The sequence below is a fragment of the Nostoc sp. 'Lobaria pulmonaria (5183) cyanobiont' genome, from assembly GCF_002949795.1.
In the GTDB taxonomy this organism is placed as follows: Bacteria; Cyanobacteriota; Cyanobacteriia; order Cyanobacteriales; family Nostocaceae; genus Nostoc.
Genome location: NZ_CP026692.1, coordinates 2,481,551 through 2,504,622, shown reverse-complemented (window position 1 = coordinate 2,504,622; position 23,072 = coordinate 2,481,551). Strand labels below are relative to the sequence as shown.

General features: G+C 42.5%; 26 protein-coding genes. 5 read left to right on the top strand and 21 right to left on the bottom strand.

The window, feature by feature from the left end:
* Positions 1–9: 9 nt before the first annotated feature.
* The 7 genes from rpsC to rplC all read right to left on the bottom strand — a co-directional run bounded on the left by rpsC (position 10) and on the right by rplC (position 4,443).
* On the bottom strand, positions 10–792 hold the full coding sequence (gene rpsC, locus NLP_RS10765) for a 30S ribosomal protein S3 (protein WP_104906403.1): 783 nt from the start codon (positions 790–792) through the stop codon (positions 10–12).
* Positions 793–845: 53 nt separating this feature from the next.
* The gene (rplV, locus tag NLP_RS10760; RefSeq protein ID WP_069070777.1) at positions 846–1,202 is read right to left on the bottom strand and encodes a 50S ribosomal protein L22; all 357 of its coding nucleotides are present in this window, start codon (positions 1,200–1,202) and stop codon (positions 846–848) included.
* A gap of 108 nt (positions 1,203–1,310) precedes the next feature.
* A complete protein-coding gene (rpsS, locus tag NLP_RS10755) occupies positions 1,311–1,589 on the bottom strand; it encodes a 30S ribosomal protein S19 (protein ID WP_012410721.1) in 279 nt (92 codons plus the stop codon).
* A 136-nt stretch (positions 1,590–1,725) separates the two neighbouring features.
* A complete protein-coding gene (gene rplB, locus NLP_RS10750; RefSeq protein WP_104906402.1) occupies positions 1,726–2,589 on the bottom strand; it encodes a 50S ribosomal protein L2 in 864 nt (287 codons plus the stop codon).
* A gap of 124 nt (positions 2,590–2,713) precedes the next feature.
* Positions 2,714–3,028: a 50S ribosomal protein L23 gene (locus NLP_RS10745; protein ID WP_104906401.1), complete on the bottom strand. Its 315-nt coding sequence runs from the start codon at positions 3,026–3,028 to the stop codon at positions 2,714–2,716.
* Positions 3,021–3,659, bottom strand: a complete 639-nt coding sequence (gene rplD, locus NLP_RS10740; protein WP_104909837.1) for a 50S ribosomal protein L4 — start codon at positions 3,657–3,659, stop codon at positions 3,021–3,023. The genes NLP_RS10745 and rplD overlap by 8 nt, the downstream gene beginning before the upstream one ends.
* Positions 3,660–3,810: 151 nt before the next feature.
* The gene (rplC, locus tag NLP_RS10735) at positions 3,811–4,443 is read right to left on the bottom strand and encodes a 50S ribosomal protein L3 (RefSeq protein WP_094349087.1); all 633 of its coding nucleotides are present in this window, start codon (positions 4,441–4,443) and stop codon (positions 3,811–3,813) included.
* A gap of 270 nt (positions 4,444–4,713) precedes the next feature.
* Here rplC and NLP_RS32990 point away from each other — a divergent pair, with 270 nt between their 5' ends.
* Both NLP_RS32990 and NLP_RS10730 read left to right on the top strand, forming a co-directional pair.
* Positions 4,714–4,884 carry a hypothetical protein gene (locus NLP_RS32990; RefSeq protein ID WP_158680335.1) on the top strand — a complete coding sequence of 57 codons (171 nt, stop codon included), beginning with the start codon at positions 4,714–4,716 and terminating at the stop codon, positions 4,882–4,884.
* Between the two features lie 487 nt (positions 4,885–5,371).
* Entirely contained in the window at positions 5,372–5,848 is a 477-nt protein-coding gene (locus tag NLP_RS10730) for an NAD(P)H-quinone oxidoreductase subunit N (protein ID WP_104906400.1), read from the top strand.
* 35 nt (positions 5,849–5,883) lie between these two features.
* On the opposite strand, the gene NLP_RS10725 is transcribed toward NLP_RS10730, so the two are convergent.
* The 3 genes from NLP_RS10725 to NLP_RS10715 all read right to left on the bottom strand — a co-directional run bounded on the left by NLP_RS10725 (position 5,884) and on the right by NLP_RS10715 (position 11,396).
* On the bottom strand, positions 5,884–6,357 hold the full coding sequence (locus tag NLP_RS10725) for a GNAT family N-acetyltransferase (RefSeq protein ID WP_104906399.1): 474 nt from the start codon (positions 6,355–6,357) through the stop codon (positions 5,884–5,886).
* A 307-nt stretch (positions 6,358–6,664) separates the two neighbouring features.
* On the bottom strand, positions 6,665–9,976 hold the full coding sequence (locus tag NLP_RS10720; RefSeq protein ID WP_104906398.1) for an efflux RND transporter permease subunit: 3,312 nt from the start codon (positions 9,974–9,976) through the stop codon (positions 6,665–6,667).
* A gap of 79 nt (positions 9,977–10,055) precedes the next feature.
* Positions 10,056–11,396, bottom strand: coding sequence for an efflux RND transporter periplasmic adaptor subunit (locus NLP_RS10715; protein WP_442946663.1), 1,341 nt, complete (start codon positions 11,394–11,396; stop codon positions 10,056–10,058).
* 632 nt (positions 11,397–12,028) lie between these two features.
* On the opposite strand from NLP_RS10715, the gene NLP_RS10710 reads away from it, so the two are divergent.
* Positions 12,029–12,568 carry a phycobiliprotein lyase gene (locus NLP_RS10710; RefSeq protein WP_104906396.1) on the top strand — a complete coding sequence of 180 codons (540 nt, stop codon included), beginning with the start codon at positions 12,029–12,031 and terminating at the stop codon, positions 12,566–12,568.
* Positions 12,569–12,833: 265 nt separating this feature from the next.
* The gene (locus NLP_RS10705; protein WP_104906395.1) at positions 12,834–13,148 is read left to right on the top strand and encodes an RNA recognition motif domain-containing protein; all 315 of its coding nucleotides are present in this window, start codon (positions 12,834–12,836) and stop codon (positions 13,146–13,148) included.
* Between the two features lie 84 nt (positions 13,149–13,232).
* On the opposite strand, the gene NLP_RS10700 is transcribed toward NLP_RS10705, so the two are convergent.
* The 8 genes from NLP_RS10700 to NLP_RS10670 all read right to left on the bottom strand — a co-directional run bounded on the left by NLP_RS10700 (position 13,233) and on the right by NLP_RS10670 (position 19,942).
* Positions 13,233–13,634 carry a nuclear transport factor 2 family protein gene (locus NLP_RS10700; protein ID WP_104906394.1) on the bottom strand — a complete coding sequence of 134 codons (402 nt, stop codon included), beginning with the start codon at positions 13,632–13,634 and terminating at the stop codon, positions 13,233–13,235.
* Between the two features lie 217 nt (positions 13,635–13,851).
* On the bottom strand, positions 13,852–14,028 hold the full coding sequence (locus NLP_RS32985) for a hypothetical protein (RefSeq protein ID WP_158680334.1): 177 nt from the start codon (positions 14,026–14,028) through the stop codon (positions 13,852–13,854).
* A 483-nt stretch (positions 14,029–14,511) separates the two neighbouring features.
* Entirely contained in the window at positions 14,512–15,270 is a 759-nt protein-coding gene (locus NLP_RS10695) for a YebC/PmpR family DNA-binding transcriptional regulator (RefSeq protein WP_104906393.1), read from the bottom strand.
* Between the two features lie 171 nt (positions 15,271–15,441).
* On the bottom strand, positions 15,442–17,010 hold the full coding sequence (locus NLP_RS10690; protein WP_104906392.1) for a metallophosphoesterase: 1,569 nt from the start codon (positions 17,008–17,010) through the stop codon (positions 15,442–15,444).
* 247 nt (positions 17,011–17,257) lie between these two features.
* Complete coding sequence (locus NLP_RS10685) at positions 17,258–17,683, bottom strand: type II toxin-antitoxin system VapC family toxin (RefSeq protein ID WP_104906391.1); 426 nt, start codon at positions 17,681–17,683, stop codon at positions 17,258–17,260.
* Between the two features lie 7 nt (positions 17,684–17,690).
* Positions 17,691–17,906, bottom strand: a complete 216-nt coding sequence (locus NLP_RS10680; protein ID WP_104906390.1) for an antitoxin family protein — start codon at positions 17,904–17,906, stop codon at positions 17,691–17,693.
* Between the two features lie 126 nt (positions 17,907–18,032).
* Positions 18,033–19,262, bottom strand: a complete 1,230-nt coding sequence (locus NLP_RS10675) for a damage-control phosphatase ARMT1 family protein (RefSeq protein ID WP_234017276.1) — start codon at positions 19,260–19,262, stop codon at positions 18,033–18,035.
* A 323-nt stretch (positions 19,263–19,585) separates the two neighbouring features.
* Positions 19,586–19,942, bottom strand: a complete 357-nt coding sequence (locus NLP_RS10670) for a hypothetical protein (RefSeq protein WP_234017275.1) — start codon at positions 19,940–19,942, stop codon at positions 19,586–19,588.
* Positions 19,943–20,557: 615 nt separating this feature from the next.
* Between NLP_RS10670 and NLP_RS10665 the strand changes: the two genes are divergently transcribed.
* On the top strand, positions 20,558–20,842 hold the full coding sequence (locus NLP_RS10665) for a DUF427 domain-containing protein (protein ID WP_104906388.1): 285 nt from the start codon (positions 20,558–20,560) through the stop codon (positions 20,840–20,842).
* A 129-nt stretch (positions 20,843–20,971) separates the two neighbouring features.
* Here NLP_RS10665 and NLP_RS10660 read toward each other — a convergent pair whose 3' ends face one another.
* From NLP_RS10660 to NLP_RS10650, 3 genes are read right to left on the bottom strand one after another with little or no spacing between them, the layout of a single operon-like run.
* Complete coding sequence (locus tag NLP_RS10660) at positions 20,972–21,955, bottom strand: hypothetical protein (protein WP_104906387.1); 984 nt, start codon at positions 21,953–21,955, stop codon at positions 20,972–20,974.
* A 39-nt stretch (positions 21,956–21,994) separates the two neighbouring features.
* Positions 21,995–22,408, bottom strand: a complete 414-nt coding sequence (locus NLP_RS10655) for a type II toxin-antitoxin system VapC family toxin (RefSeq protein WP_104906386.1) — start codon at positions 22,406–22,408, stop codon at positions 21,995–21,997.
* On the bottom strand, positions 22,405–22,650 hold the full coding sequence (locus NLP_RS10650; protein WP_104906385.1) for an antitoxin family protein: 246 nt from the start codon (positions 22,648–22,650) through the stop codon (positions 22,405–22,407). Before NLP_RS10650 ends, NLP_RS10655 begins: the two co-directional genes overlap by 4 nt.
* Positions 22,651–23,072: the final 422 nt, after the last annotated feature.

The following is a 23,072-nucleotide window of genomic DNA, read 5'->3' as shown; positions in this document are numbered from 1 at the left end:
AGTCCCCGTTTACCCTTCATTCGATCGGTCTTCAAATTGCTGGCGACGACGTTGTTGTTGACGGCGACGGGGTTCACGATCGCGATCGCGGGGATCGCGTTCACGATCGCGGCTTGCTGGTGGTAGGGGTGTTTCTTCCTGTCCAGGAATAATTTCTCCTTTAAACACCCATACTTTGATACCCAAAATGCCGTAAACAGTTTTTGCCGTGCAATAAGAGTAGTCAATGTCAGCCCGTAAGGTATGTAAAGGTACTCTACCTTCACGAGTCCATTCTGTCCGGGCAATTTCTGCACCGTTGAGCCGACCACTGACTTGGATTTTAATACCTTGGACACCAGCGCGTTGGGCACGCTGAATCGATTGCCGCACTACCCGCCGAAAGGAAACCCGGCGTTCCAATTGTTGAGCAATGTATTCGGCAATTAGGTAGGCATCAGCATCAACTCGTTGAACTTCAACTACGTTGATGCGAATTTGACGATTGCTACCCAACAATCCTTGGAGTCCAGTACGTAAGGATTCGATACCTTGTCCACCACGACCCACGACTACGCCAGGTCTAGCTGTGCGTACTTCTAAGTCGATTTGGTCAGCTTTGCGCTCAATCCGCACCTCGGAAATTCCGGCGTTGTTTTGAGCGAGTCTACCCAGCTTTTGTTCTATGTATTGACGGAGTTTGTAGTCTTCTTGGAGAAGTTCTGGATAGCGATCGGGAACTGCAAACCAACGGGATTGATGTTCATGTGTAATACCCAGGCGAAAACCAACTGGATGAATCTTTTGTCCCACGAATGCTTCCTCTAAAATTTCTGACTTTACGCAATTTATTCCTGTAAAAAAGCTTATTTTTCTGGGGCAGCTGCAACAGCCACAGTAATATGACACGTCGGCTTGCGAATTTGGTAAGCTCGACCTTGCGCTCTTGGCTGGAACCGCTTCAACGGCGGCCCTTGATCGGCATAAGCCTGAGTAATCACTAGTTGAGTCCGATCTAACCCAGCGTTGTGTTCGGCATTAGCAGCAGCACTTCTGAGAACCTTCAATATGGGTTCAGTAGCGCGATAGGGCATAAATTCCAGGATGATTAACGCTTCTCGGTAAGATCGCCCGCGGATTTGATCGAGTACGCGACGTACTTTGTAGGCCGAGATGCGGATAAAACGAGCGATCGCTTTTACTTCAGTAGTATTAGTAGCCATAATTTTCTCCAATTTTGTCCTTCGTCCTTTATCTTTTGTCCTTTGTCTTTTGTCGAAAGCTAATAACTAATGACCAATGACCAATGACAAATGACCAATGACTAATAACTACCTACCTGCTTTTTTGTCGCTTTTTCCATGACCCCTGTAGGTGCGTGTTGGGGCAAATTCACCCAACTTGTGTCCTACCATCTGTTCATTGACAAAAACTGGAACGTGTTGACGTCCGTTGTGAACAGCTATGGTATGACCTACCATTAGAGGCAAAATTGTCGAAGCTCGTGACCAAGTTTTAATAACTTCTTTTCTGTTGTTGTCATTGAGCTTTTCAATTTTCTTTAAGAGATGATCCGCAACGAAAGGACCTTTTTTTAGAGAACGACCCATAGTTCAATTTTGGATTTAGGATTTAGGAATTAGGAATTAGAATTTCGGATTTTGGATAATTAAGTGTCTGAACTAAGTTTCACAAATTTTCAATGTTCACAAGTAGACTCCAATCTAAAATCCAAAATCTAAAATTCTATGATTCACGACCACCGCGACCGCGTTTAGAAGACTTACGACGACGACGCACAATCAACTTGCTACTAAGTTTCTTACGATTGCGTGTCTTCGCACCCAATGTGGGTTTACCCCAAGGTGTAACAGGCCCCGATCTACCGATAGGCGCTCTACCTTCACCACCACCATGTGGGTGATCCACTGGGTTCATGACGCTACCTCTAACCTTAGGACGGCGACCTTTCCAGCGATTTCGTCCGGCTTTACCTGCACTCAAGTTTCTCGCGTCGGTGTTGCCTACTTGCCCAATGGTGGCGTAGCATTCGCGTCGAATCAAGCGGACTTCTCCTGAAGGCAACTTGAGAGTTACATAATTACCTTCTTTTGCCACAACTTGGGCGCTAGCACCAGCAGCACGTACAATTTGACCACCTTTACCAGGAGTGAATTCTACGTTGTGAACACTAGTACCTAAGGGAATCTTCGAGAGCGGTAAGGCATTACCATCTTCAAAGGGAACTTCAGGACCAGAAATAATTATTGTTCCAACTTTCAACCCGTTGGGGTGAAGGATGTACCGTTTTTCGCCATCTTGGTAATACAAAAGGGCAATTCTGGCGTTGCGGTTAGGATCGTATTCAATTGCTGCGACTTTGGCAGGAATATTATGTTTATCCCTTTTAAAATCGATGATTCGATAAAGTTGTTTATGTCCGCCACCCCGGCGACGACTAGTAATCCGCCCGTGATTATTCCGACCTTTAGCGCGATGCTTCGAGGTTGTTAGGGATTTTTCTGGCTCGGTTCTGGTAATTTCCGCAAAGTCAGAGATTGTAACTTGGCGAGTACTGGGGGTATAAGGGCGATAAGAACGAGTACCCATATTTATTAAGTGCTGAGTGCTGTTAGCGATAGCGGGGCGTTTAGCCCGTGCTGAGTGCTGAGTTTAAAATTTTGAGTGCTGAGTTTTGAGCGTAGTAACTCATAACTCCTAACTCACAACTTTTTTAGACTTCTGGGAATAGAACTTGTCTAATCTTGTCTTCATCCCCAGGTGCGACGGTGACAATGGCTCGCTTATATTGGGGTTTATAACCAATAAATTTACCAACGCGCCGCTTTTTGCGCGGTGGTAAGATGGTGTTGATTTTTACAACCTTGACCTGAAACAAGTCTTCGATCGCTGCCTTTATTTCTGGCTTAGATGCCTTTGGAATTACTTCAAAGGTGTACTTGTTTTGCTCCATCAAGATGGTCGCTTTCTCGGTGACGATTGGGCGACGCACTAAGTCGGCAAGGTCGCGGGGGTCAAAGCTAGGCACTGTAGACCTCCTGAATTTTTTCTAGGGCTGATGCCGTAACTACAATTTTGTCAGCGTGCAGTAAATCAAAAACATTTAGCTGGTCGGCTGCAATTAGTTTTAAATTTTCAATGTTGCGGGCTGATAAATAAACGTTATCTGTATCCGCAATTTCAGACAAAATTAACAGTGACTTGCTTTCTGGTACTACTCCCCAACGGGCAAGGGCTGCCACTAAGTCTTTAGTTTTGGGGCGAGATAGCTCAGTGCTAAATTCTTCTACTACGATCAAGTCGTCAATACGACCGACAAATGCTGTCCGCAGTGCTAGACGTCGCTCTTTGCGGTTCAACTTCAGGTCGAAGTCTCTGGGCTTTGGCCCAAATATCACACCACCACCACGCCACAATGGTGAACGAATAGACCCTGCACGAGCGCGACCAGTACCTTTTTGTCGCCAAGGTTTACGACCGCCACCTCTGACTTCCGAACGAGTTTTTGTACTGGCATTTCCTTGACGAGCATTGGTCAATTGCCGTACTAAGGCGCGGTGCACAATATGAGACGCTGTTTCTTCCTTGGCAACGCGCAACTCAAAGGTCGTCTCGCCGACCTGTTCTCCTTGCCAATTTTTAACTACGCTTTCAACCATTTTTGTTATCTGTCCTTTGTCCTTTGTGAGCCACTGCGGTCTTGGGGTTTCCCCAAGTAAAGCACGTGGCGTCATTTGTCATTGGTCTTTTGCCATTTGTCTTTAGTCAATGACTGTTTGACTAATGACTGTTTGACTAATGACTTATTGACTATCCCACTGTTTTTGCAGGCACAACACTTACTAGAGCGCCTGGTTTACCAGGAATGGCTCCTTTAATTAGCAATAAGTTGCGTTCTGGGTCAACTCGCACTATGGTCAGTTTGCGGATTGTAATACGTTTTCCACCTAAACGCCCTGCCATCCGCTTACCTGGATAGACACGACCGGGTGTTGTACCAGCACCAATAGAACCGGGTGCTCTGTGGTTTTTGGAACCGTGTGACATTGGCCCGCGACCAAAGTTGTTGCGCTTCTGGTTTCCCGCAAAGCCGCGACCGATGCTTGTACCGACGACATCAACAATTTGACCAGCGCTAAAAATATCTGCTTTAATCTCTTGACCTAAAGCATAATCACTAGAGCTATCGGTGTGATATTCATTTAAGTGACGCAATGCTGGGGCAGATGATTTAGCCAAATGGCCCAATAATGGTCTGTTTAGTGCCTTGGGTTTGACTTCGCCATAACCAACTTGAATGGCAAAGTAACCATCGGTTTCTTTCGTTTTAACTTGTGTAACGGTGCATGGCCCTGCTTGAATGACAGTTACAGGAATAGACACTCCTGCTTCGTCAAATATTTGGGTCATGCCCAGCTTGGTGCCGAGAATACCTACAGACACAGTAACTGGTTCTCCTTTCTACTTGCTGACCTTGGAATTGGACTCTAGAGGACACGCTTTGTACGCATCAGTTTAGGCTGGGTTAGCCTGCGAAATTTGGAATGGTTTCAATAAACCGCTCCAAATGCTTTCGGACACAACAAACCGTGTCCGTACTGCTTGGTGAATCTGTTTAGCTTCACTCATTAGATCACCAGAACAGCCACAAGTTTCTTCCCATTGGGAAGGAGTAACTTCTGGAATCAATGCAAGGCGCTACAGCTTTAAGCTGTGTGCAGCAATGCTTTCGTCCAAGCAATTGCTCTGGCACTTTCTGGAGGCAGCGCTGTCGGCGGGTTTTCCGATTTTTACACGCCTTATATGGCGGCTTCCCGGAGATTGGCTACTGCCGTGTTGCAGTTGGACTTAAGCGGTTATTACCGCCCAGTATCCGTTAACTGAGACTGACGTAATGCCATGAAACCAACATTGCTGCTCAGTTTTTACTTCCTTAAACACCTTAAACTATTGTTTAAGCTTTTGCCTGCTTTTTTGGAGGCACAGGAGTAAACGTACCTTGGAGCTTAGGATTAACTTTGATTATTCTTCCATAAGCTCTAATGTTGACCTGAAAGCTTTCTTAGTTTACCAGTCTACGATCGCTCTGAGTTAGATTATCCAATTTGGATTTAAGTCATCAGCTTTTGATGCTGACACTACCTCAGAATGACAGTAAAAAGTCAACCTAATTTGCGTGTTTGGTCACAATCTAATAATATAAATTATTTATTTATGTTTGTCCAGTAATTTATAGAGCTATTTTTAGGGAGTGAGGGAAGCAGGAGGACAAGGAAGAATAACTATGCCCAATGCCCAAAAAAAAATGCTTTTAATCTATACGGTTCAGGGTAAATAATAGAGATATCTAAGTGGGATAAGACGAAAATCTATGGCACTAATTACCACTGGCAACGGTTTAATCCGCGATCTGGAAAAATTTGGCGCTCTTGGAGTGTATGTACCTCTGGAAGGAGGTTATGAAGGTCGATATCAGCGCCGACTACGGGCAGCTGGCTATACTACCCTCCACATTACTGCTAAAGGACTGGGTGATGTAGCTGCGTATCTCACAAGAATTCATGGAGTCAGACCTCCTCATCTTGGTAAAAAAAGTACTGGTAGCGGTGCGGCAGTAGGTCAAGTGTACTATCTTCCACCAATTCTCAATTCTCATTTAGAACAGTTACCACCAAAATCAAAGGGGCTGGTCTTGTGGATTATTGAAGGGCATATTCTTTCTAATGAGGAAGTTGAGTATTTAACGAATTTGCCTCAGCTAGAACCACGAGTGAAAGTAGTCATGGAGAGGGGTGGCGATCGCTCTTTCCGTTGGACTTCTCTAGAAAAAACTCTGTTAGCTAGTTAGTCTTTTGTCATTAGTCATTAGTCATAAGCAAATGACTAATGACTAAATTCAATCAGCATTTCAATAATGCTGAATCGAAAACCACAAGATGCAAATAACCGCCGTGAAGCCTCGTTAGCAATTGCTGTATCTAGACGAATTTGCTTGATATTCATCTGATGAAAGCGTTCAACACTTAGCATCACCATCTGCCGCGCAATTCCATTTTGGCGATATTCCGGCTCGACCCAGATATCATGAATAAAAGCAAATTCCTGTAACCGATAAATTGGTATTTCTCGCTCAACTGTTGCCACCAGAAAAGCTACAATTTGCCCTTCATTTTCGGATACTAGAAATACACTGCGATCGCTATTTGCCAAACGTGTCAACCATTGCTCATAACGCTGTTCTGGATGCGGTAGAAAACCATACTTGGCGGAATCCCAAGACTCATGCAAAGCACAAATTTTGGCAACCATTGGTAAAACTGCGGGTACGTCAGTTATTGTAGCGGGGCGGATCAGCATAAGCTTTCAAGCACAAAAAGCACAAACAAGAAAGAATGCCTTGCAGTGAGATATTAGTTTTTATTCACTTACTCAGCCAAGAGTATCGTTTTGTTGACCCTGAGCATCATAAACTTTGGAAAACTTTGTTTTTAGGATTGGGGAAAGGCTGGCTTGGTTAAAACAAGGGTGATGTCTAAGTGGATATCTGAAATGGTTATAAGGTTTAGAGCTATGGCAAACAGCCGTCTATTTATAACCACTCCAGAAAGAAACAGCAATCGCGCCAGTAAAATCGGTATTGCGCTATGTGCAACTTAAATGCTCACTAGCTGATAAGTTTTTTCCTAACTCCACGCAATCGGGTTAACACTGGCTTTGCCCAATTTCCACCAAGCAAATCGTGCAACAGAATATAAAAACAGGGGATGATAAATAGTGTCAGCATCGTTGCGATCGCCATCCCAAAGAAAACTACAATCCCTAAAGGCTGCAAAAACTCCGAACCTTCGCCAATACCTAATGCTAAAGGAAACAGCCCCAAGATAGTAGTGACTGTAGTCATGATAATTGGGCGCAAACGTTGAGGTGCAGCTTTCACGATCGCAATTTGGCGAGTACAACCAACTTCTTCCCGAATTTGATTCGCCAGTTCCACCATCAGAATCCCTGCGTTCACCACAATTCCCACCAGCAGGACGACACCAACAATTACAGTTGCGCCAATTGCAGTTTGGGTAATGTAAAGTCCAAAAATTCCCCCAGCTAACGCTAGTGGTACGGTGAACATAATTACCAATGGGTCAATTAGCGAATTGTATTGCACCGCCATGACTACAAAGATTAAGAACGTTGCCAACGCCCCCAAAGTTTTTAAAGCATCCTGAAGTTGCTGATTAGTTTCTTCGGCAGAACTAGGCACAATTGAAACGCCATCAGGTAAGTCTACATCTTTGAGTACCTCGTTTACTTCTGCGATCGCTTCACCAAGACTAGCTCCCTCGCTAAGATTTCCTGCGACAATAAAAGCTTGGCGCTGATTAATCCGTTGTACCTCACCAGGCGCTTGACCTTCTTGAATCTTCGCCACATCAAAAAGCCGGATTAGTTGATTGTTTTCTGTAAATAGCGGTAATTGCTGTAGCTGAGAAGGACGCTGAATCGCTTCTTTATTTAGCTGCACCCGTACATCAACTAAACGATTACCACGTTGAATTTGCGTGGGAACTGAACCTTCAATTGCTGTTTGAACTGTTGCACCAATTTGCCCGGCACTCAATCCTAAAGCTGAAACTCGTTCCCAGTCGGGGCGAATTTGGATTTCGGGTTGTCGGGGGTCAGCATCTGGTCGGAATGTCGCTAATTTTGCCCTTTCTTGTAATGCTTGCAGTACTTGAGCGCCTGCTTGCGTTAAGTTTTCTTCGTTCTCACCTTGCAAAACCACGTCAACTTCTGACCCTTGCACTGGAGAATTACTCAAGATTAAACCCCGCACTTGACCAGGATTGAGGCGCAGCAAAATTCCTGCTAAGTTTAGTTTGTTAAATTCTTGAGTGACTTTTTTGACGAAAGCTTCGACATCTGTGCCTGGTTTCAGATTGATGGTACTACTGGCACGTAAAGGATTTTCTGTAGTACTGCTGCCAAATAAATTACCACCCACAGTTGTGAAAGCAGACTCGGTTTCTGGTTGTTTGAGCAAAATGTCATCGACAATTTGCATAACTTTTTGGGAAGTTGCTAAAGGTGTACCGGGCGGAAACTGCGCTCTCAAGTTAGCTTGACCAGTACTGATGCGGGGTAAAATTTCTTGGGGAATTTGACCAAACATCAAGAAGCTGCTGCCGCCTAAAATTATCAAAGCAGCAGTTACTACGAGGAGCCGATAGCGTAAAACTTTGGTTAAGAAGTTACCGTATCCCCGCGTAGCATCTTCAAATCGGTGATTAAACTGTCTAAGCAACCAAAATTCGCTGATTCGACTAGACCAACGAATTCCTAAAAGTCGAGAAGACAGCATCGGCACTATTGTAATAGCGACGACAAGTGAGGCTGCGACTGCGAAGCTAATTGTCAGAATCAGTTCATTAAATAGCAGTGCAATAAAGCCGCCAATTAAGAGGAATGGCACTACAGAAACTAAGTTGGCACCTGTGGCAGCAACTAAAGCAGATTCTACTTCTTGGGAAGCTGCGATCGCACTGTTAATAAAGAATTGGGAATTTCTCCCCTTCTCCTCTGCTCCTCTGCTCCCCTGCTCCCCTGCCTCCATCTCTCTCTGATTGGGAGTCATACCTGCTTTTTCGGAAATGTTCTCCAAGATCACAACCGATGTATCAATTGCTTGACCGACTCCTAATGTCAGACCTGCCAAACTAAAAACATTCAAGGTTAAACCAAATATTCTCATCAAAGCGATCGCCGCCAGAGTACACAGCGGAATCGTCAAACTGATAATGAATGTTTGCCGGAACGATCCCAAAAATAACAACACTGCTGCTGCTGCTAACAATGCTCCAGAAATCCCCGAAAAGATGACATCATTTAAAGAATTGCGGATGAAGACAGATTCATCTGTGGTGGGACTCAAAGTCATGTCTGCTGGAATTAAACCTGATTGTCGTAATTGTTCAATTCGGCGCTTAACAGCATCTACAACTGTGATTGTGTTGGCTTCAGGCTGCTTTTGGACTGAAAATTTCACCGCAGGCTGACGATTTAGATAAACAAATACTCGCTGTTCTTCTGTATCGTCAATTACCTCAGCAAAGTCTCGCAAATAAACGCGGCGGGAAGGTGCAGGCGTAGTGGTAGTAGTAGTAGTGGTATTACTGTTATTAGTGGTATTAGCACTAGCAGGAGAAGAAACTTCCAAGGAAAGGTTTTCAATTTCCTTGGCATTTTGGAAGCGTCCGACAGTCCGAGTCAATGGCTCGGAATTTTGCCCCAGAATCCGACCACCAGAAGTATCTTGGTTACGGGCTGTTAATTCATTTAAGACATCATTTAACCCGACACCCAAAGCTTGCAATCGGTTTAAGTCAACAAGCACTCGTACTTCTTCCTCTGCGCCACCAGATACATCAACGGAAGCGACTCCCGGTACGACACTGAGTTCACGGGTTAACTCTTCATCAGCAAATACGCGTAATTCTTTACCTGGCAATGAAGCAGATGTCAGCGCCAATTCATAAACCGGCAATTGCGAAGGATCAACTTTGAATAAGCGTGGCTCCTCTATCGTATCTGGTAGTTGTCCTCGATTTCGGTTAAAAGCAGCAGTTGCATCGTTTAGAGCTTGGTCAATATCGCCCCCTGGTTGGAAGTATAAATCGAGGCTTACCTGTCCTTCACGGGTGCGGGAGAAAACTTGCACTACATTCTCGGTTGCTGATAAAGCTTCTTCTAAAGGTCTGGTGATTTCATCTACTGCTACTTCTGGTGAAATACCAGGGGCTTCTAGCCGAACCCCAATTCGGGGATAGGTAATTGATGGTAGAAGATCGACTTGGATCGTTGTGAGAAAAAATACCCCAATGACAATTACTGCCACGGTGAGCATGAGTGTGCCAATGTGTTGGCGGATAGCGATCGCACTAAGGCTAAATCCGCCATTGCCATTATTATTTGCTTGTTGCATGATCCTAAAGTGATAAGTGCTAAATGCTGACTACTGAGTACTTTTTTCTTTGGTATGGTGATTATTGCTCACCCTACTATTACTTTTCTGAAAGAATTGAAAGACTTACAGTGTCACCTTCTTTTAACGGCTTACCACTACGAACAACATATCGCTCTCCCGCTTGCAAACCGGATAAAATTTCCACTTTGCTATCAGCCCTTTTTCCGAAAGTAACTGCACGCGTCGCTACTTTCGTCTTGCCATCTGTGTCTTTCACCACAAATAGCGTCCCCGACGGGTTTTCTTGCTCTTTTCCTGCTCCCTTTGCTGCTCCTGCTTGTTTTTGAATAGCTGTTTGCGGCACTACTACCCGCTGTTGAGTCTGGTTTTCAAAGTTGACTCGCGCCAGTAGTCCGCTGCCAATCTTACCTTGAGTGTTAGGAATCAATACCTCTACAGGTATCAAGCGAGCTGTGGCATCGGCAGCTGGGGAAATCCGCGTAACTCTGCCAATTAATGCTTCTTTGGGGAAGGCATCTAAGCGCACTTGTACAGACTGCCCAACTTGAATTTGTGCTAGTTCTAATTCGGAAATTTGGACGACGACTTTGACACGGTTAAAGTCGCCAATTTTCAAAACTTCGTTACCTGCTTGCAGCAAGTTGCCTGGTTCTGTTACCCTTTGTGTGACTACGCCAGTGATGGGAGATACCAGCCGAGCGTAAGACCTGCGCTCTTTGGTTTGGGCAACCAATGCCTGTTGAGCAAGTACTCTACCTTGGGCGGCAGCAACGGCTTGCTGTTCTGTCCGAACTTGTTCTTGGGCTGCCCGGAGTGCCTGGGCAGCTGTTTTTGCCTGGGTACGTGCTTGCTGGGCAGTTTGTTCAGCGATCGCTCCAGCTTGGAAGAGTTTTTGCTGCCGCTGTGAGTCTGCTTGAGCTTGTACTACTTCTAGGCGCGCCCGTTCAACGTCTGCACGAGCATTGCTTACCTGATTTGTTGCTCTTGCTACTTCTGATTTGAGGGCTGCTAGCTCTGCTTCTGCTTGCTTTAATTCGGTAGAAAGTATGGCATCATCTAACCGCCCGATGTTTTGCCCAAGCTTTACTGCATCGCCGACATCAAGGTTCAAAGCCAACAACCGAGCTTCTACTTGCGATCGCACTGATACAATTCGGAAGGGTGTTGTATTACCTGTGTATTCTGGTTGTGTTTGTAGCGTATCAGTTCGAGCGATCGCTACATCTACAGCTGTCGCACCACCACGTTGTCCACTACCAGGACTCTGAGATTGTGCATCAGCCGGTTCTTCCTTGGATAGCGCTCCACAATTCGCTGTCAGCAGTCCTATGCCCAGCAGACAGGGAATCAATAATATGGATGCAAAAGGGGAAGAGACCTTTGTGTGAACGCTACTCTTTGTATCTGCAACAGCCATATCAGTCTTCATAACTGAATCTAACTGGGTACTAATTACCTGGTTAGCGGCTGCGAAAGGTGAGATTTTCGCCTGCTTGTGCGGCTTATTTCTGTCCAAAATCATTTATTTTTCTCGTATTTGGTGGGCTTTTTGGGTTAAACAGCCGTGCATTACCAAGTAATTTTGAGACATTATGAATAGTGAAAAGCGGCGAGAGTCAATTAGCTATCTTCTTGCAGAATTTTGTATCAAAAATTACTTTTTATTAAAAAATTTCTCACCACTTTAACTCATTACATTGAATCGGCAGCTTTTTAGCTGACGATGCAATTATTAACTCAGTATAAATATTTTTAAATTTCTTGCAATCTGCCCTTAGTAGAAAACTTGTATTTCCTGAAAATACCGGACTTTCACACCCTTACTTCTAAAATGGGCAGTGTTAATAAATAGCTATATTTAGGCTGACATAAGTAGATTTAATGTAGCAAAATGCCTAGTAATTTTTACGCTAAATCAAATATATTAAAAATAGTAAATATAAATTGCTTTTTTTGACGCTGTAGTATTTTGATCAGGCGATCGCATATAAGGCGAAGAAAAGGGCGATATATATTACAGCCACCAATATTAGGTCAGGAAAGTTACAAGTGACATCATTGCTAAAAATTGCACAAACTGCTGACGAAGCCCAGATTTCGGAATTTTTCCAGGAATCGGCGGGTAAGTGGCAATCGCAACGGCGCTACTACACCCTACCAAAGGGAGAAACCAAGGAGATGGAGAGTATAGTTACGATCGATTTTCTCAACCAAGGCTGTGATGAATTGCAAAACCTAGCTCAGATGCACGATTTGCCTGATACAGATAGTTTGATCTGTGGTGCAGCAGTTATATGGGAAAGTACAGATGTACTAAATGGAAGGAAAGAGTCGCAAGGTTCAACGATATTTGGAGCTTTAGGAAACATTTTGTATCGCGATCGCGGTTTTGCCATATCTAAACCAGTCACCGCTCAGTATTATTTCTCCAACCCTAAAACAATGTGTTTGCGAACTGAGTACAACGGTTCAGTCTTTGAAGAAGAGTTAAAGCTAATTGGCAGCAAATACCGTACCAGACAAACCATTATCTCCCGTGCTAGCGAGCAGTTAATGATTGGTCAATATTTAGAAAAGAGAGTGGATTAGTCGATCTCGTGGGTGCGGTTTACTAGAGCCTCACCCGTTTTGAGACTAGCCAGCATCTAGCTATTAACCGCTTATATAACTTTTTATAACAGTTTTTCAAACCTTTTTCCCAGAAACTGAGTTGTTATGTCATTATGGGAAGTGAAATGAGAATTAATTCGGTGACAGTGTTTGTTTTTAGTATTGACAGGCTTTTTCCTTTTGGTATTACAGACTTCTCTCCGAAATCTAAATCTCTACAAACTTATGATTTTGGAGACATTTAATGTCAATTTACGTAGGTAACCTCTCCTATGATGTTACACAAGATGCGCTGAGTGCTGTATTTGCAGAATATGGTACTGTAAAGCGTGTTCAACTACCCACTGACCGTGAAACAGGTCGTTTACGCGGCTTTGCTTTTGTGGAAATGAATTCAGAAGATGAAGAAACAAAAGCCATTGAAGCTCTTGATGGTGCTGAATGGCTTGGTCGCGACCTCAAAGTAAATAAAGCCAAGCCCAAAGAAGACAGAAGTGGTGGTTCCTTTGGGAACCGTGGTGGTGGCGGCGGCTACAATCGTAGCAATAACCGCTACTAAGATTAATTGAATTTAGAAAAGGCTCAGGCAGGAATGCTTGAGTCTTTTTTATGCAAAACTTTGACTCTAAATAATCTCAGGCAATTACTTCTCATACCGCACTGATGATTCTCTAACCAGAGTGCCCTGATGAAAGATCATTTTCCATCGATTGTTATTTAATTTCCAGATGGAACTTCGCAACGAATGAACAGGTTGTTCGCCAGATATATGTCTGACTATACGATAAGTTACTAAAACAACCCCTGTTGCTAAAACTAACGTTTTGAATTCTGTTATCAATCTTTGAGTCAGGGGTTGGATGGGTTCATTCTGCAAGCTCTCGATAATTTGCTGTTTATTAAAAACACGCCCTGAGCTGACGAATTCAATGAACTCGTCAGCAAGTAAATCTATGATATCTTTAGCTGACTTTCGGACATCGGGTTGAAGCAAACGCTCCTCCAACTCACGAAGAAGCGATTCTTCTAAATAGTCTGCTTTCATATATGTTTTCAAGACTAAATTGGATGGTGGTAGGTAAAATTAGACGATCGCTTTAACTTGGATTTTGATACGATCGCACCCTTGAGCAAGTTAATAAAAAAAACCCGCTGATTGGGGTAGGATTTCAGCGGGGTTAAATAATACAGTTTTTTCAGAGAAACCAACACTAAACTTAATTACAGAGCTACTAGAAACTTTTACGACTAATAGTAACTATTTATAAATGTTTATGAACTATTTTTTTAGCATGATGTCTGTGATGTCTAGTATGATGAACTTTAGCAGATTTTACGCCAGGATGATGGATAGTTTTAGCTTGAGCTTGAGATGCAAAAGCGGTTACAGGTGCAGCAAAAATTAGAGCCAAAAGTAAAGCTTTAGCGAACTTATTCACTTGAAAATCCTCATCAGGTAATCAACAAATCAACTATCCAATAGACGTATGTCATAAGTTTGTAATTGATATGAAGATTTCATGTCTATTTTTATATCTGTCAAATATAGGACTTACGTCAATACTGTTCGGGTAAGGCAAGAGACGCGATAAATCGCCGTCTTTACAATGATGATTTATCACATCTTTAGCGATCTATAATTTTCATCAAAAAACCTTAACCGAATCGTATTGGAGCTGACGTGAACCTATCCCACTATTCTAAAAGATCCCTACTTGTTGTCGTAAAATGTGCTTCAAAACCTTAATTTTTCGTTTTAATTTATCAATAAGCTTAAGTTTTGTAGCACAAATATTATTAGTAGGATAGGTTCGGGGAATACTTAGCTAAAAAATACTTGCTGGCATTTCAATCTTAAATGTAACAATTTGGATATCATCCAAATAACTGTAATTTGGCTATGATACCTGGGTTAATTTTGATTAGGAAATGCTGAGAGCCATCAATTCTTCTGCTACGTCAAAATTAGCTGTGACATTTTGCACGTCATCCAAGCTTTCTAGAGTATCAATTAACTTGAAAAGCGATCGCGCCCGATCGGGATCGGTAACTTCTACACTATTACTAGGAATCCAGCGCAATTCGGCATCAGTTACCTTAAAGCCTTGATTTTTAAGTGTCTGACTAAGGGTTTCTAAATTTGCAATATCAGTAAATACCTCAGCCATCTCATCTTCAGTCATCTCATAAGACTGGGCACCCCCTTCAAGGGATGCTTCTAAAAGCTGTTCTTCGTCAAGTACACCCTGCACTACACAAACGCCTTTTTGTTCAAACATCCAGCTAACACAACCTGTTTCACCAAGATTGCCACCATTTTTACTAAAAGCTACACGCAAGTCAGCAGCAGTGCGATTACGATTATCTGTGAGGGCTTCGATTAAAATTGCTACACCACAAGGGCCATAGCCTTCGTAGCGAATGGCTTCAAAGATAGCATTATCCCCGCCAAAAGTGCCTGCACCTTTAGCGATCGCTCGTTCAATATTATCATTGGGAATACTCGCAGCCTTTGCCTTGTCAACTGCCGTGCGAAGTTGAAAATTCAGCGCCGGATCTGGTACACCACTTCTAGCCGCAACGATAATTGCCCTGGATAATTGAGTAAAGGTTTTTCCCTTTTTTGCATCTACTACCGCTTTTTGGCGCTTAATATTTGCCCATTTACTATGTCCTGCCATAATTTGAGATTATCATAACTCTATTCAAGATTAGGATATACCTAGCTTTTGTCTTAATGCAAAGATTTGGAAAAAATTCGCCAAGATAATCATTCAAAGCAACCCAGCAGCACTGAGATGTGATTTTCAAGTGAGATGAGGAATGGTGTCTTCAATTACTTCGTATCCCGTTTAAATAACAAAAGGTTCAAGTTCCGTGTTATGCCACTTTTGTTCAACTCGTTCAGTAATCAGCGGTCTGATGATAAACTTGGGCGGGCTACCATCCAGAACATCAATCCGCACACATGAATAAGGCAGTCGGTTCTGGAAATTGTAGTTATGACGGCCCACAAATAGCCTTGAATCCGCAACTTTCCGAGTGGATTTACCTGCAATTTCAGCAAAAGTTTCCATCAATTCAGTCCCTTCTCGCCGTTGATAGCGGGGACGATGACCGCTACCACCAGAGATAATACAGTTAATGTGCGAGTCTGCAAATCCGGTATCAGTTGTGCAAAGATGCTCTAAACAGTGAGCGTGTCCATTTAAAATCAAATCGACTATGGGACGTTCTTTAATTAGAGAACCAAGAGTTTCTGCCACTTGTTCAAACACCCAGCGCAAGCGGTGGCGAACTGCCAAGGTTTGTGCCTGATTCCACTTGGTAGCTTCTGTGACGTAGGGGGGATGGTGGAAAAAGATTACACGTCCGCGCACTTGGGAGGTGTTCCAAGATTCGATTAGTTTGCTTCGCAACCATTCAAGTTGTTCAAAGTCGATCGCAGGCATTTGATGAGATGCTAGTTGTTTTTCAATGTCGATTTTGATCTCGTTGATTTGGTCTAATTTAGCACTAAGGTCATCGAGTTGTTCGGCTTCGGTGGGTTTATCTGGGTTGAGGCGATCATATATTTTCAAAATCTCCACTTCTTCTCGATCTATTTCCTGGCGACGCTTTTGCAATTCTCGGCGGTAAATTTCCCCCTCTTGAGTTGCAGGTAAAGGTGAGGGTGTATTAAAGGTATTAGAATCCAGTGCAAAAAAGTCAATCCCGCCGTAACGAAAGGTGTAATAGCGATTGGGTAAGCGGGTAAATTGTCCGGGTTCATAACGCAAACAGCGCCCTGTATCGGTTTTAGCAGTGTAGTGCCGATCTAAATGACGTTCTAACTCTTGTGGAGACATCGCCTGAGTGTAGTCCATAAATGCCCGTGCATAAGCATTACCTTGATACGATCCATGCCAGCCAATCTCGATATCTTTGTAGCGGAACAGGCGACGTAGTGACGATGTTGTGCCAGTAAATAAACGGTACATCAATGGCACATCGTAGTAATCATGATTACCAAGTACTGGCAAGAACGGCAGATTAAACACCATGCGGTCATAAGGAATGCTTTTCGGATTGTCGCCATTAACAAGAAATTCCCGGTAAGGCTCAATAAAGTTTGTTGAATAATATTCTTGGGAACCCACCACATAGATGACATCGCCAGTATGCAACACAAAGCTGCAATCATCGCGGTGAGTCAGCATCAGTTCGGCAACTTTTCGTTGGGGGTGGTGTCGAGAATGGGATTTAGTGCCAGAATCACCGATAACCATAAAGGAAAATTCTGGATTATCCTGTCTGCGATCGTCAATAACTATACTGGTTTGGTCAATTCCCCGTTGCACAAAACTTGGATGCATCCACCGCACCCGTTCCTTCATCTTTTGAATTTTCACAGGAATCGGCGGATCGGAAATCAATTTCATGGCTGATAACTCTTGAATGCCTAACGCACACGCCGATTGTAACGAAATAATAAGGATTTAATTGTCATTTGTCATTTGCTAATAAACCTCTTGCACGAATGCCCTCATCCCCCAACCCCTTCTCCCAATTTTGGGAGAAGGGGAGACAATTTCAAAGTCCCTCTCCCAAGCTTGGGAGAGGGATTTAGGGTGAAAGGTCATTGATTCATGCAAGAAGTCTAATGTCTCATGCCCAATTCCCAAATCCTTACGGTAAATTTTCTCGCAGTAATGCTCGAAAGCCTGCTTGTTGAAAATGCTCATCAGCTGTCAGTGCTTCAGTGATGCCGCTATATTGCATAACAATAAAAGATACGCAATCGACAAATCCCCATTCTTTCTCTGTTCGTTCGCGATATAGCTGGAAAGCACGTTCGTAGAGTTCCTGGGAAAGGGGGACAATTTCTACTTTGGAGTCTGCTACTAAAGAATTTAATAATATGATTGCCGCCTGACGATAAGGTTGTTGGGATAAGGCATTGCCAATTTCCAACATTACCGCCTGTGTTGTCACCAAACGAGTTTCTGCTGCTTGTAACATTTTAGCCAGATGTAAAGCTCGGTCATGCAAGCGATCGCTCGGTGCAGATAAAGCAATGGCAAATGATGTATCAAGAAAGACTTCAGAATGCATGAAAAGTTTACTTACTGTATAAATATTTATCTATATTGGCAGACCAGTCAGGTGGCCCTTCGAGGTTGAGCGATCGCGCCGTTTGCAGAAATGATACCGTTTCCTGTTCGCTGGGCGGTAAAATTTCAATACTGATTCGCACGCGGGTATTAATTGGCAGTGCGATCGGTTCAGCCGGATAGAACACTTTGCCATTAAACACAGCTGTGATTTTTTCTACCATTTTCCTTAAAAAGTTCTTCTAGTTTATCCTAAGCTGGTTGTGGTGATACGGGTAGGGTAAACGACCCTATAAATAGTGAAGATACGTATACTTGTCTTACAAATTATCTCGATTTGGCAAAACTGCCTAAACCACCAACTGAATTACACCCCACTGTCCATTTGTCAACCAAGAAGAGTCAGATTTTGCTACTTTCTCAATAACTTCTGGTTTTAAACCAACTGCTACTTCTGACTTTAGGGTGCGTAGAGCTACCATTGGCACGGGTAAGTAGCAGACTATATCTGCAATGTTGGTAGTAAAATTCCAATGGCGATCGCCTAATAATCGGCGATAATTGGCATCTCCTTTGATTATAACCAAACTCGCATTGGCTAATTCATTTTTGAGAGAGTTGGGTATTTCCCAAAAAGCTAAAGGCGATGTCCAAAAGTAATCTTCAGATAGTACTAAACGCCTTGATGCAATATTGTCTTGCAGTCTTTGGGCAAAGGATGTAACTTGTTGATTTCCACTAGCGCCTAAAAAACTTGTTGTGTAATGTACATCCTTAATCATGGCATCAGAGACAAAAGTCGGATGTGGCTTTAAGTGTAGGTAAACCCGATCCGCCAGTCCGCTACTTAACAAAAAATCTACTAAAAATAAATCACAAACAAGTTCAAAACCAGCATTGTCTACAACAAAATCAATCCGTCCTCCTTGAGAGTTTATTAACAATTCCGTGACTTGGGAGGCATCATTTACTAGGATGTGAGCTAGTTGGGTTTGAATATCAAAACGACTGCGATCGCTCTCGGACGCTGACCATAAACTCAAGTCAACTCGATTTCCCCACAAAGCAAAATATAACAGTGCTATTAAAGCTGTTTGATTTGATTCTTCCTTTCGTTGTGAATTATCTAACCAATTGTTAGCCTGACCACACAGTAGAATAATCGAATCCAGAGATGCTTCTAAACTTTGAGACTTTTGTAACTCAAATGGATCGACACCTTGCCAGACACCAGGGCGAAAATAATTAGTAATTTCTAGAATTAATCGAAAAAAATAAGTTTCAGCAAAAAACCAAGGTACATCTACCCAACGCTGACCTTTGTAGAATTCTAAATATGTATTCCAGGCTGAAAAATCTACAGCAGTATTATTTAAAAGAGGTTGCACATATCCTGTTGGCAATTCTCTAGCCAGGTTTTCTAAGCTGGTATTAATTTCAGACGAGAAATTATTTTCAGCGATAACTTTGCGAGCGATCGCAGGCATTCGTTGAGTAACTGTAAACTCAGTAAAAGAACCGACTTCTGACCCCAAAAGAGATGGTGGTATGGGTAATTTGGGGATGTGGGGTATATTCACTACAAACTTTGATTTTCCTGATCTTTTTAGTTATTCTAACCCTGTATGCGACTTGATTTCAAACCTAATTAACTCAAAAGCGGGATAAATCCACCAATGCTGCAAACAAAGCATTTAAGAAAGTCAGAAAAAAAAGACTGATTATTGTAGAGACGGCGATTCATCGCGTCTCTTGTTTTAACCAAACAGTATTGTGAGTGGTGCTTTTCGTTGTTGTGGAAGCCATGAAAGATTGGGAATTGGATGTAGAAGTAAAGCTTTTATTAGAGAAATACTAAAGTTATAGGGAGATGCAGAGATTGATTCTAGCACTCCTAAATTGTCTATTGTGAATCATTAGTATCCCCAAAGGATGTCATTTGTAACTCGACTGCGTTGACGTAACTTCGATCGTTCAAAACTTGCGCTGGTAACTTATTAGCCCTGATAGCAGCCTGAACCACATCTTTCGCAGTCAAGTATCCAGTTTGGTATTTGAATAACAAAGTGTCCCCACTAGGAATACCCTGATCTTTTAAATAACCTTGATAAGCTAGAAAAGCAATATTGAAGGGTTGCAAATATTTAGTATCTGTAGAATTTTTACGTAAAGTATTAGAGTTGATATTTGTATTTATTTGTCCACCACCATTGTTCGTATTAACTGTTTGAGCGCCAGCAATTTTAGGTATAAAAGCCATAGAAGTAATGATAAGTGCAGAATTGAGCAAGGTTGTGAATTTAATAGAGTTATATTCAACTGAAGAAAGTGCAATCAGTATCCTCTAGTAATAGAGTTCACTGTTTTATTAATCTCAATCTTTTATCGGACGTTTACCTGATGGGTTGATTTGTCATTTACCCGAACTGGTGAGTTAAATTCACCCCAATTGGAAAAGTGGGGAATTAGGAGAAAGTTTAGTAATAACTTCAAAGAGGCAAAGATATGCTAAAGAGAATCTTTAGCTAACAAGTATTTTTAGAAGATGCATTAGCGTAGTTCGCCGCAGGCATCGCCTATCCACATATCTAGAGATTTTTTGCTTAAGGCTATTAACCGAAATCCAACTTTGTTTTGGCTAATTAACTTTCCATACCAATATGCTAGAAAATCTTGATGATGGAAGCAAATGCTTTTAATTTTCCAATTGATAAAAAAAAGTGATTGCAATTAATATCTAGAGGGAAATCCTGCAACTCATTGCCTTTTCGTGACATCTGAACTATTTTGGCAGCGTCACGGGTTCCATAAATTCACTATAAGTAAGCTAATAGTGTCAAAATGTTATATGTATAGTTTATTTACAAAGTCATTTATGCCGAAAGCAATTTGGAATGGAACTGTTTTAGCCGAGAGTGATAATACTGTAGTTGTGGAGGGCAACCATTATTTCCCTGTTGACACCGTTAACAAACAGTACTTTACTGAAAGCAACACTCACACTACTTGTGCTTGGAAAGGTGTTGCCAGTTACTACAGTATTGAAGTTGATGGGCAAGTCAATAAAGATGCTGCTTGGTATTATCCCAGCGCTAAGGAGAAGGCTAAGAATATTGAAGGTTATGTCGCCTTCTGGAAGGGTGTAAAAGTCGAGGCTTAATAAAGGTTCCTGGAAGTATTTTAGTTGCAGGTAATTGATATTACATTTGACTAATTGCCCATAAAATACTTAGCCCACGTGCGCGGGCTAAGTATTTAAATTTATTTGCGAATTTATTTTAATACGTAATTATACCTTCGCCTTGCGAAATGCTGCTTGCTTTCTCTTCGCCAGCCAAGCCAGACTACCAGCAGGTATAGTACCAGCGATCGCACTTGGTTCGGGTACTGGTTTCGATATAATAGCACCAGGTTTCAATATCAAAGTACCAAAGCTGATAGTTATGTTGCCTGCTGCTCCTGAATTAATATTACCAGCAGCGATCGCACTTGGTTCGGGTACTCTTCTCAGAATCAGGTTAGGGGTTGTAATAGTTATGTTGCCTCCTAATCCTAAATTATTGCTACCAGCGTTAATTTCCACGTTATTATTTAAACCAAGATTAGCAGTAGAGATATTTAAAGTGCCGCTGTTGATGATGCCGTTGGGAGTCCCGATGCTACTATAATCTTGGACAATCAGTTTACTAGTATTAATCTCAGTATTGTTGCTACTAACTAAGTGACTATGCTCGGTGAGCGTCACCACATCACTAGCATTAATTTCAATATTATTGCTGCTGATAGTGCTATTGATAAGTCTTAAGTTACTATCTATCTTAAAATTGTCGCCGCTAACAGTGCTATTGGTAAAGGTTAGGTTACTAGAATTGTAAGCATTGAAATTACCAGCGATCGCTAGCCCAGAAAACGTAACATTGGCGGCGTTAATGTTAAACACGGGGAATTGATTATTGGCACTGATGGTAAGTAAGTTAGCACCTGGGCCATTAATAGTGAGATTTTTAGCGTAGGCGTAGCCTGCCGCAGGCATCGCAAGTGCCCCACTTGTCAGGGTAATTGTACTGGGATTACTACCCAATAGGAACTCTACTACATCATTGCTAGTTGCAGTGTTGATAGCGTCTCGCAATGAGCCAAAGCCACTGTCATCAAGATTGTTAACCGTCAAAGTAGCAGCTTGGGCTGATTCCACTTGCATTATCACCCAACCCAGAGCAACGGCTGTGGAAATAGCTTGAGCGATAGCGTTTTTTTTATTATTTTTTGTCACCTAAAACTCCTCTGAAAACTATAAGTGTCTTTCCATCAATTACTCCCGCAACAATGCCCGAAAACCAGCTTGCACAAAATGCAAATCAGCAGTTACCGCATCAGTCAAACTTTTTTCCCACATCACTGTAAAAGAAATGCAGTCTGTCAAACCCCAAGTTTTATCAGGACGTTCGCTATAAAGTTGTAACCCACGGGCAAGCAATGATGTATCCACGGTTACTATTTGTAAATTAGCTGTCTTGTAACACTGCTGGATAAATTGCGCCGCACCTGGACGATTCACAGCACTTAAAGCATTACCAACCTCTACCAATATCGCTTCTGTAATCCAAACAGCCTTTGCTGCTCTTACTCTTGGCAGAAATGTTTTAGCTTGATAATGATACTGGTCGTGTTTATTCAACAGAGCCTGGATAAATACTGTATCCAAAAATAAGCGCTCATCACTCATGGATTGTCTGGAGTTGCCTTCTTTGGTGTACCATACAAATAATGATCGTGTTCGCTAGACCAATCATGGGGTGCATCAACAGTTCCCGTCATCGCCTCTAGTACATCCCAAGCATCACCTGATGGTAATGGTTCTTGCAACTCTTGAATTGTAATTATATAACGCGTGTTAGGTGCCAAGTCCAAAGGGACATCTGGGCGCAAAACACCCCCATCAAATACAACTGTTACTCTCTTGTTCATAAAAAACCTCTGAAACTTTTGCAGCAGTTGTTACCTTCATCAAGAGTAGTTCATTCTGCATCAATCCCTTCCCAAGGTTGAGAGATAGGTACAGTATTTCCAGTCATCGCAGCAGCCTTGACGAAAACTTTCACTTGCAGACTCCATAAATTCATCATCCTCTTTCGTAATTAGGACAATGACTCGGACGCGCCTGTGTTTTTCTATAGTCAAGGGCTTGTCTAAAGAAATTTGACCAATTCGTTCACAGTTCCCTTGACTTTAATTGCTTTCATTCTCGTGAATCTGAGTTGTGCTGTTAATAGTATAAGATTTATATTGATAAGTTTTACTTAAACTGTGGTAACGATCGCATAAGCTTTGTCACAAATGGATAAGCATTCTGAACGAAACAAGTTGTGTTGTTAACGAACGCATAAGTT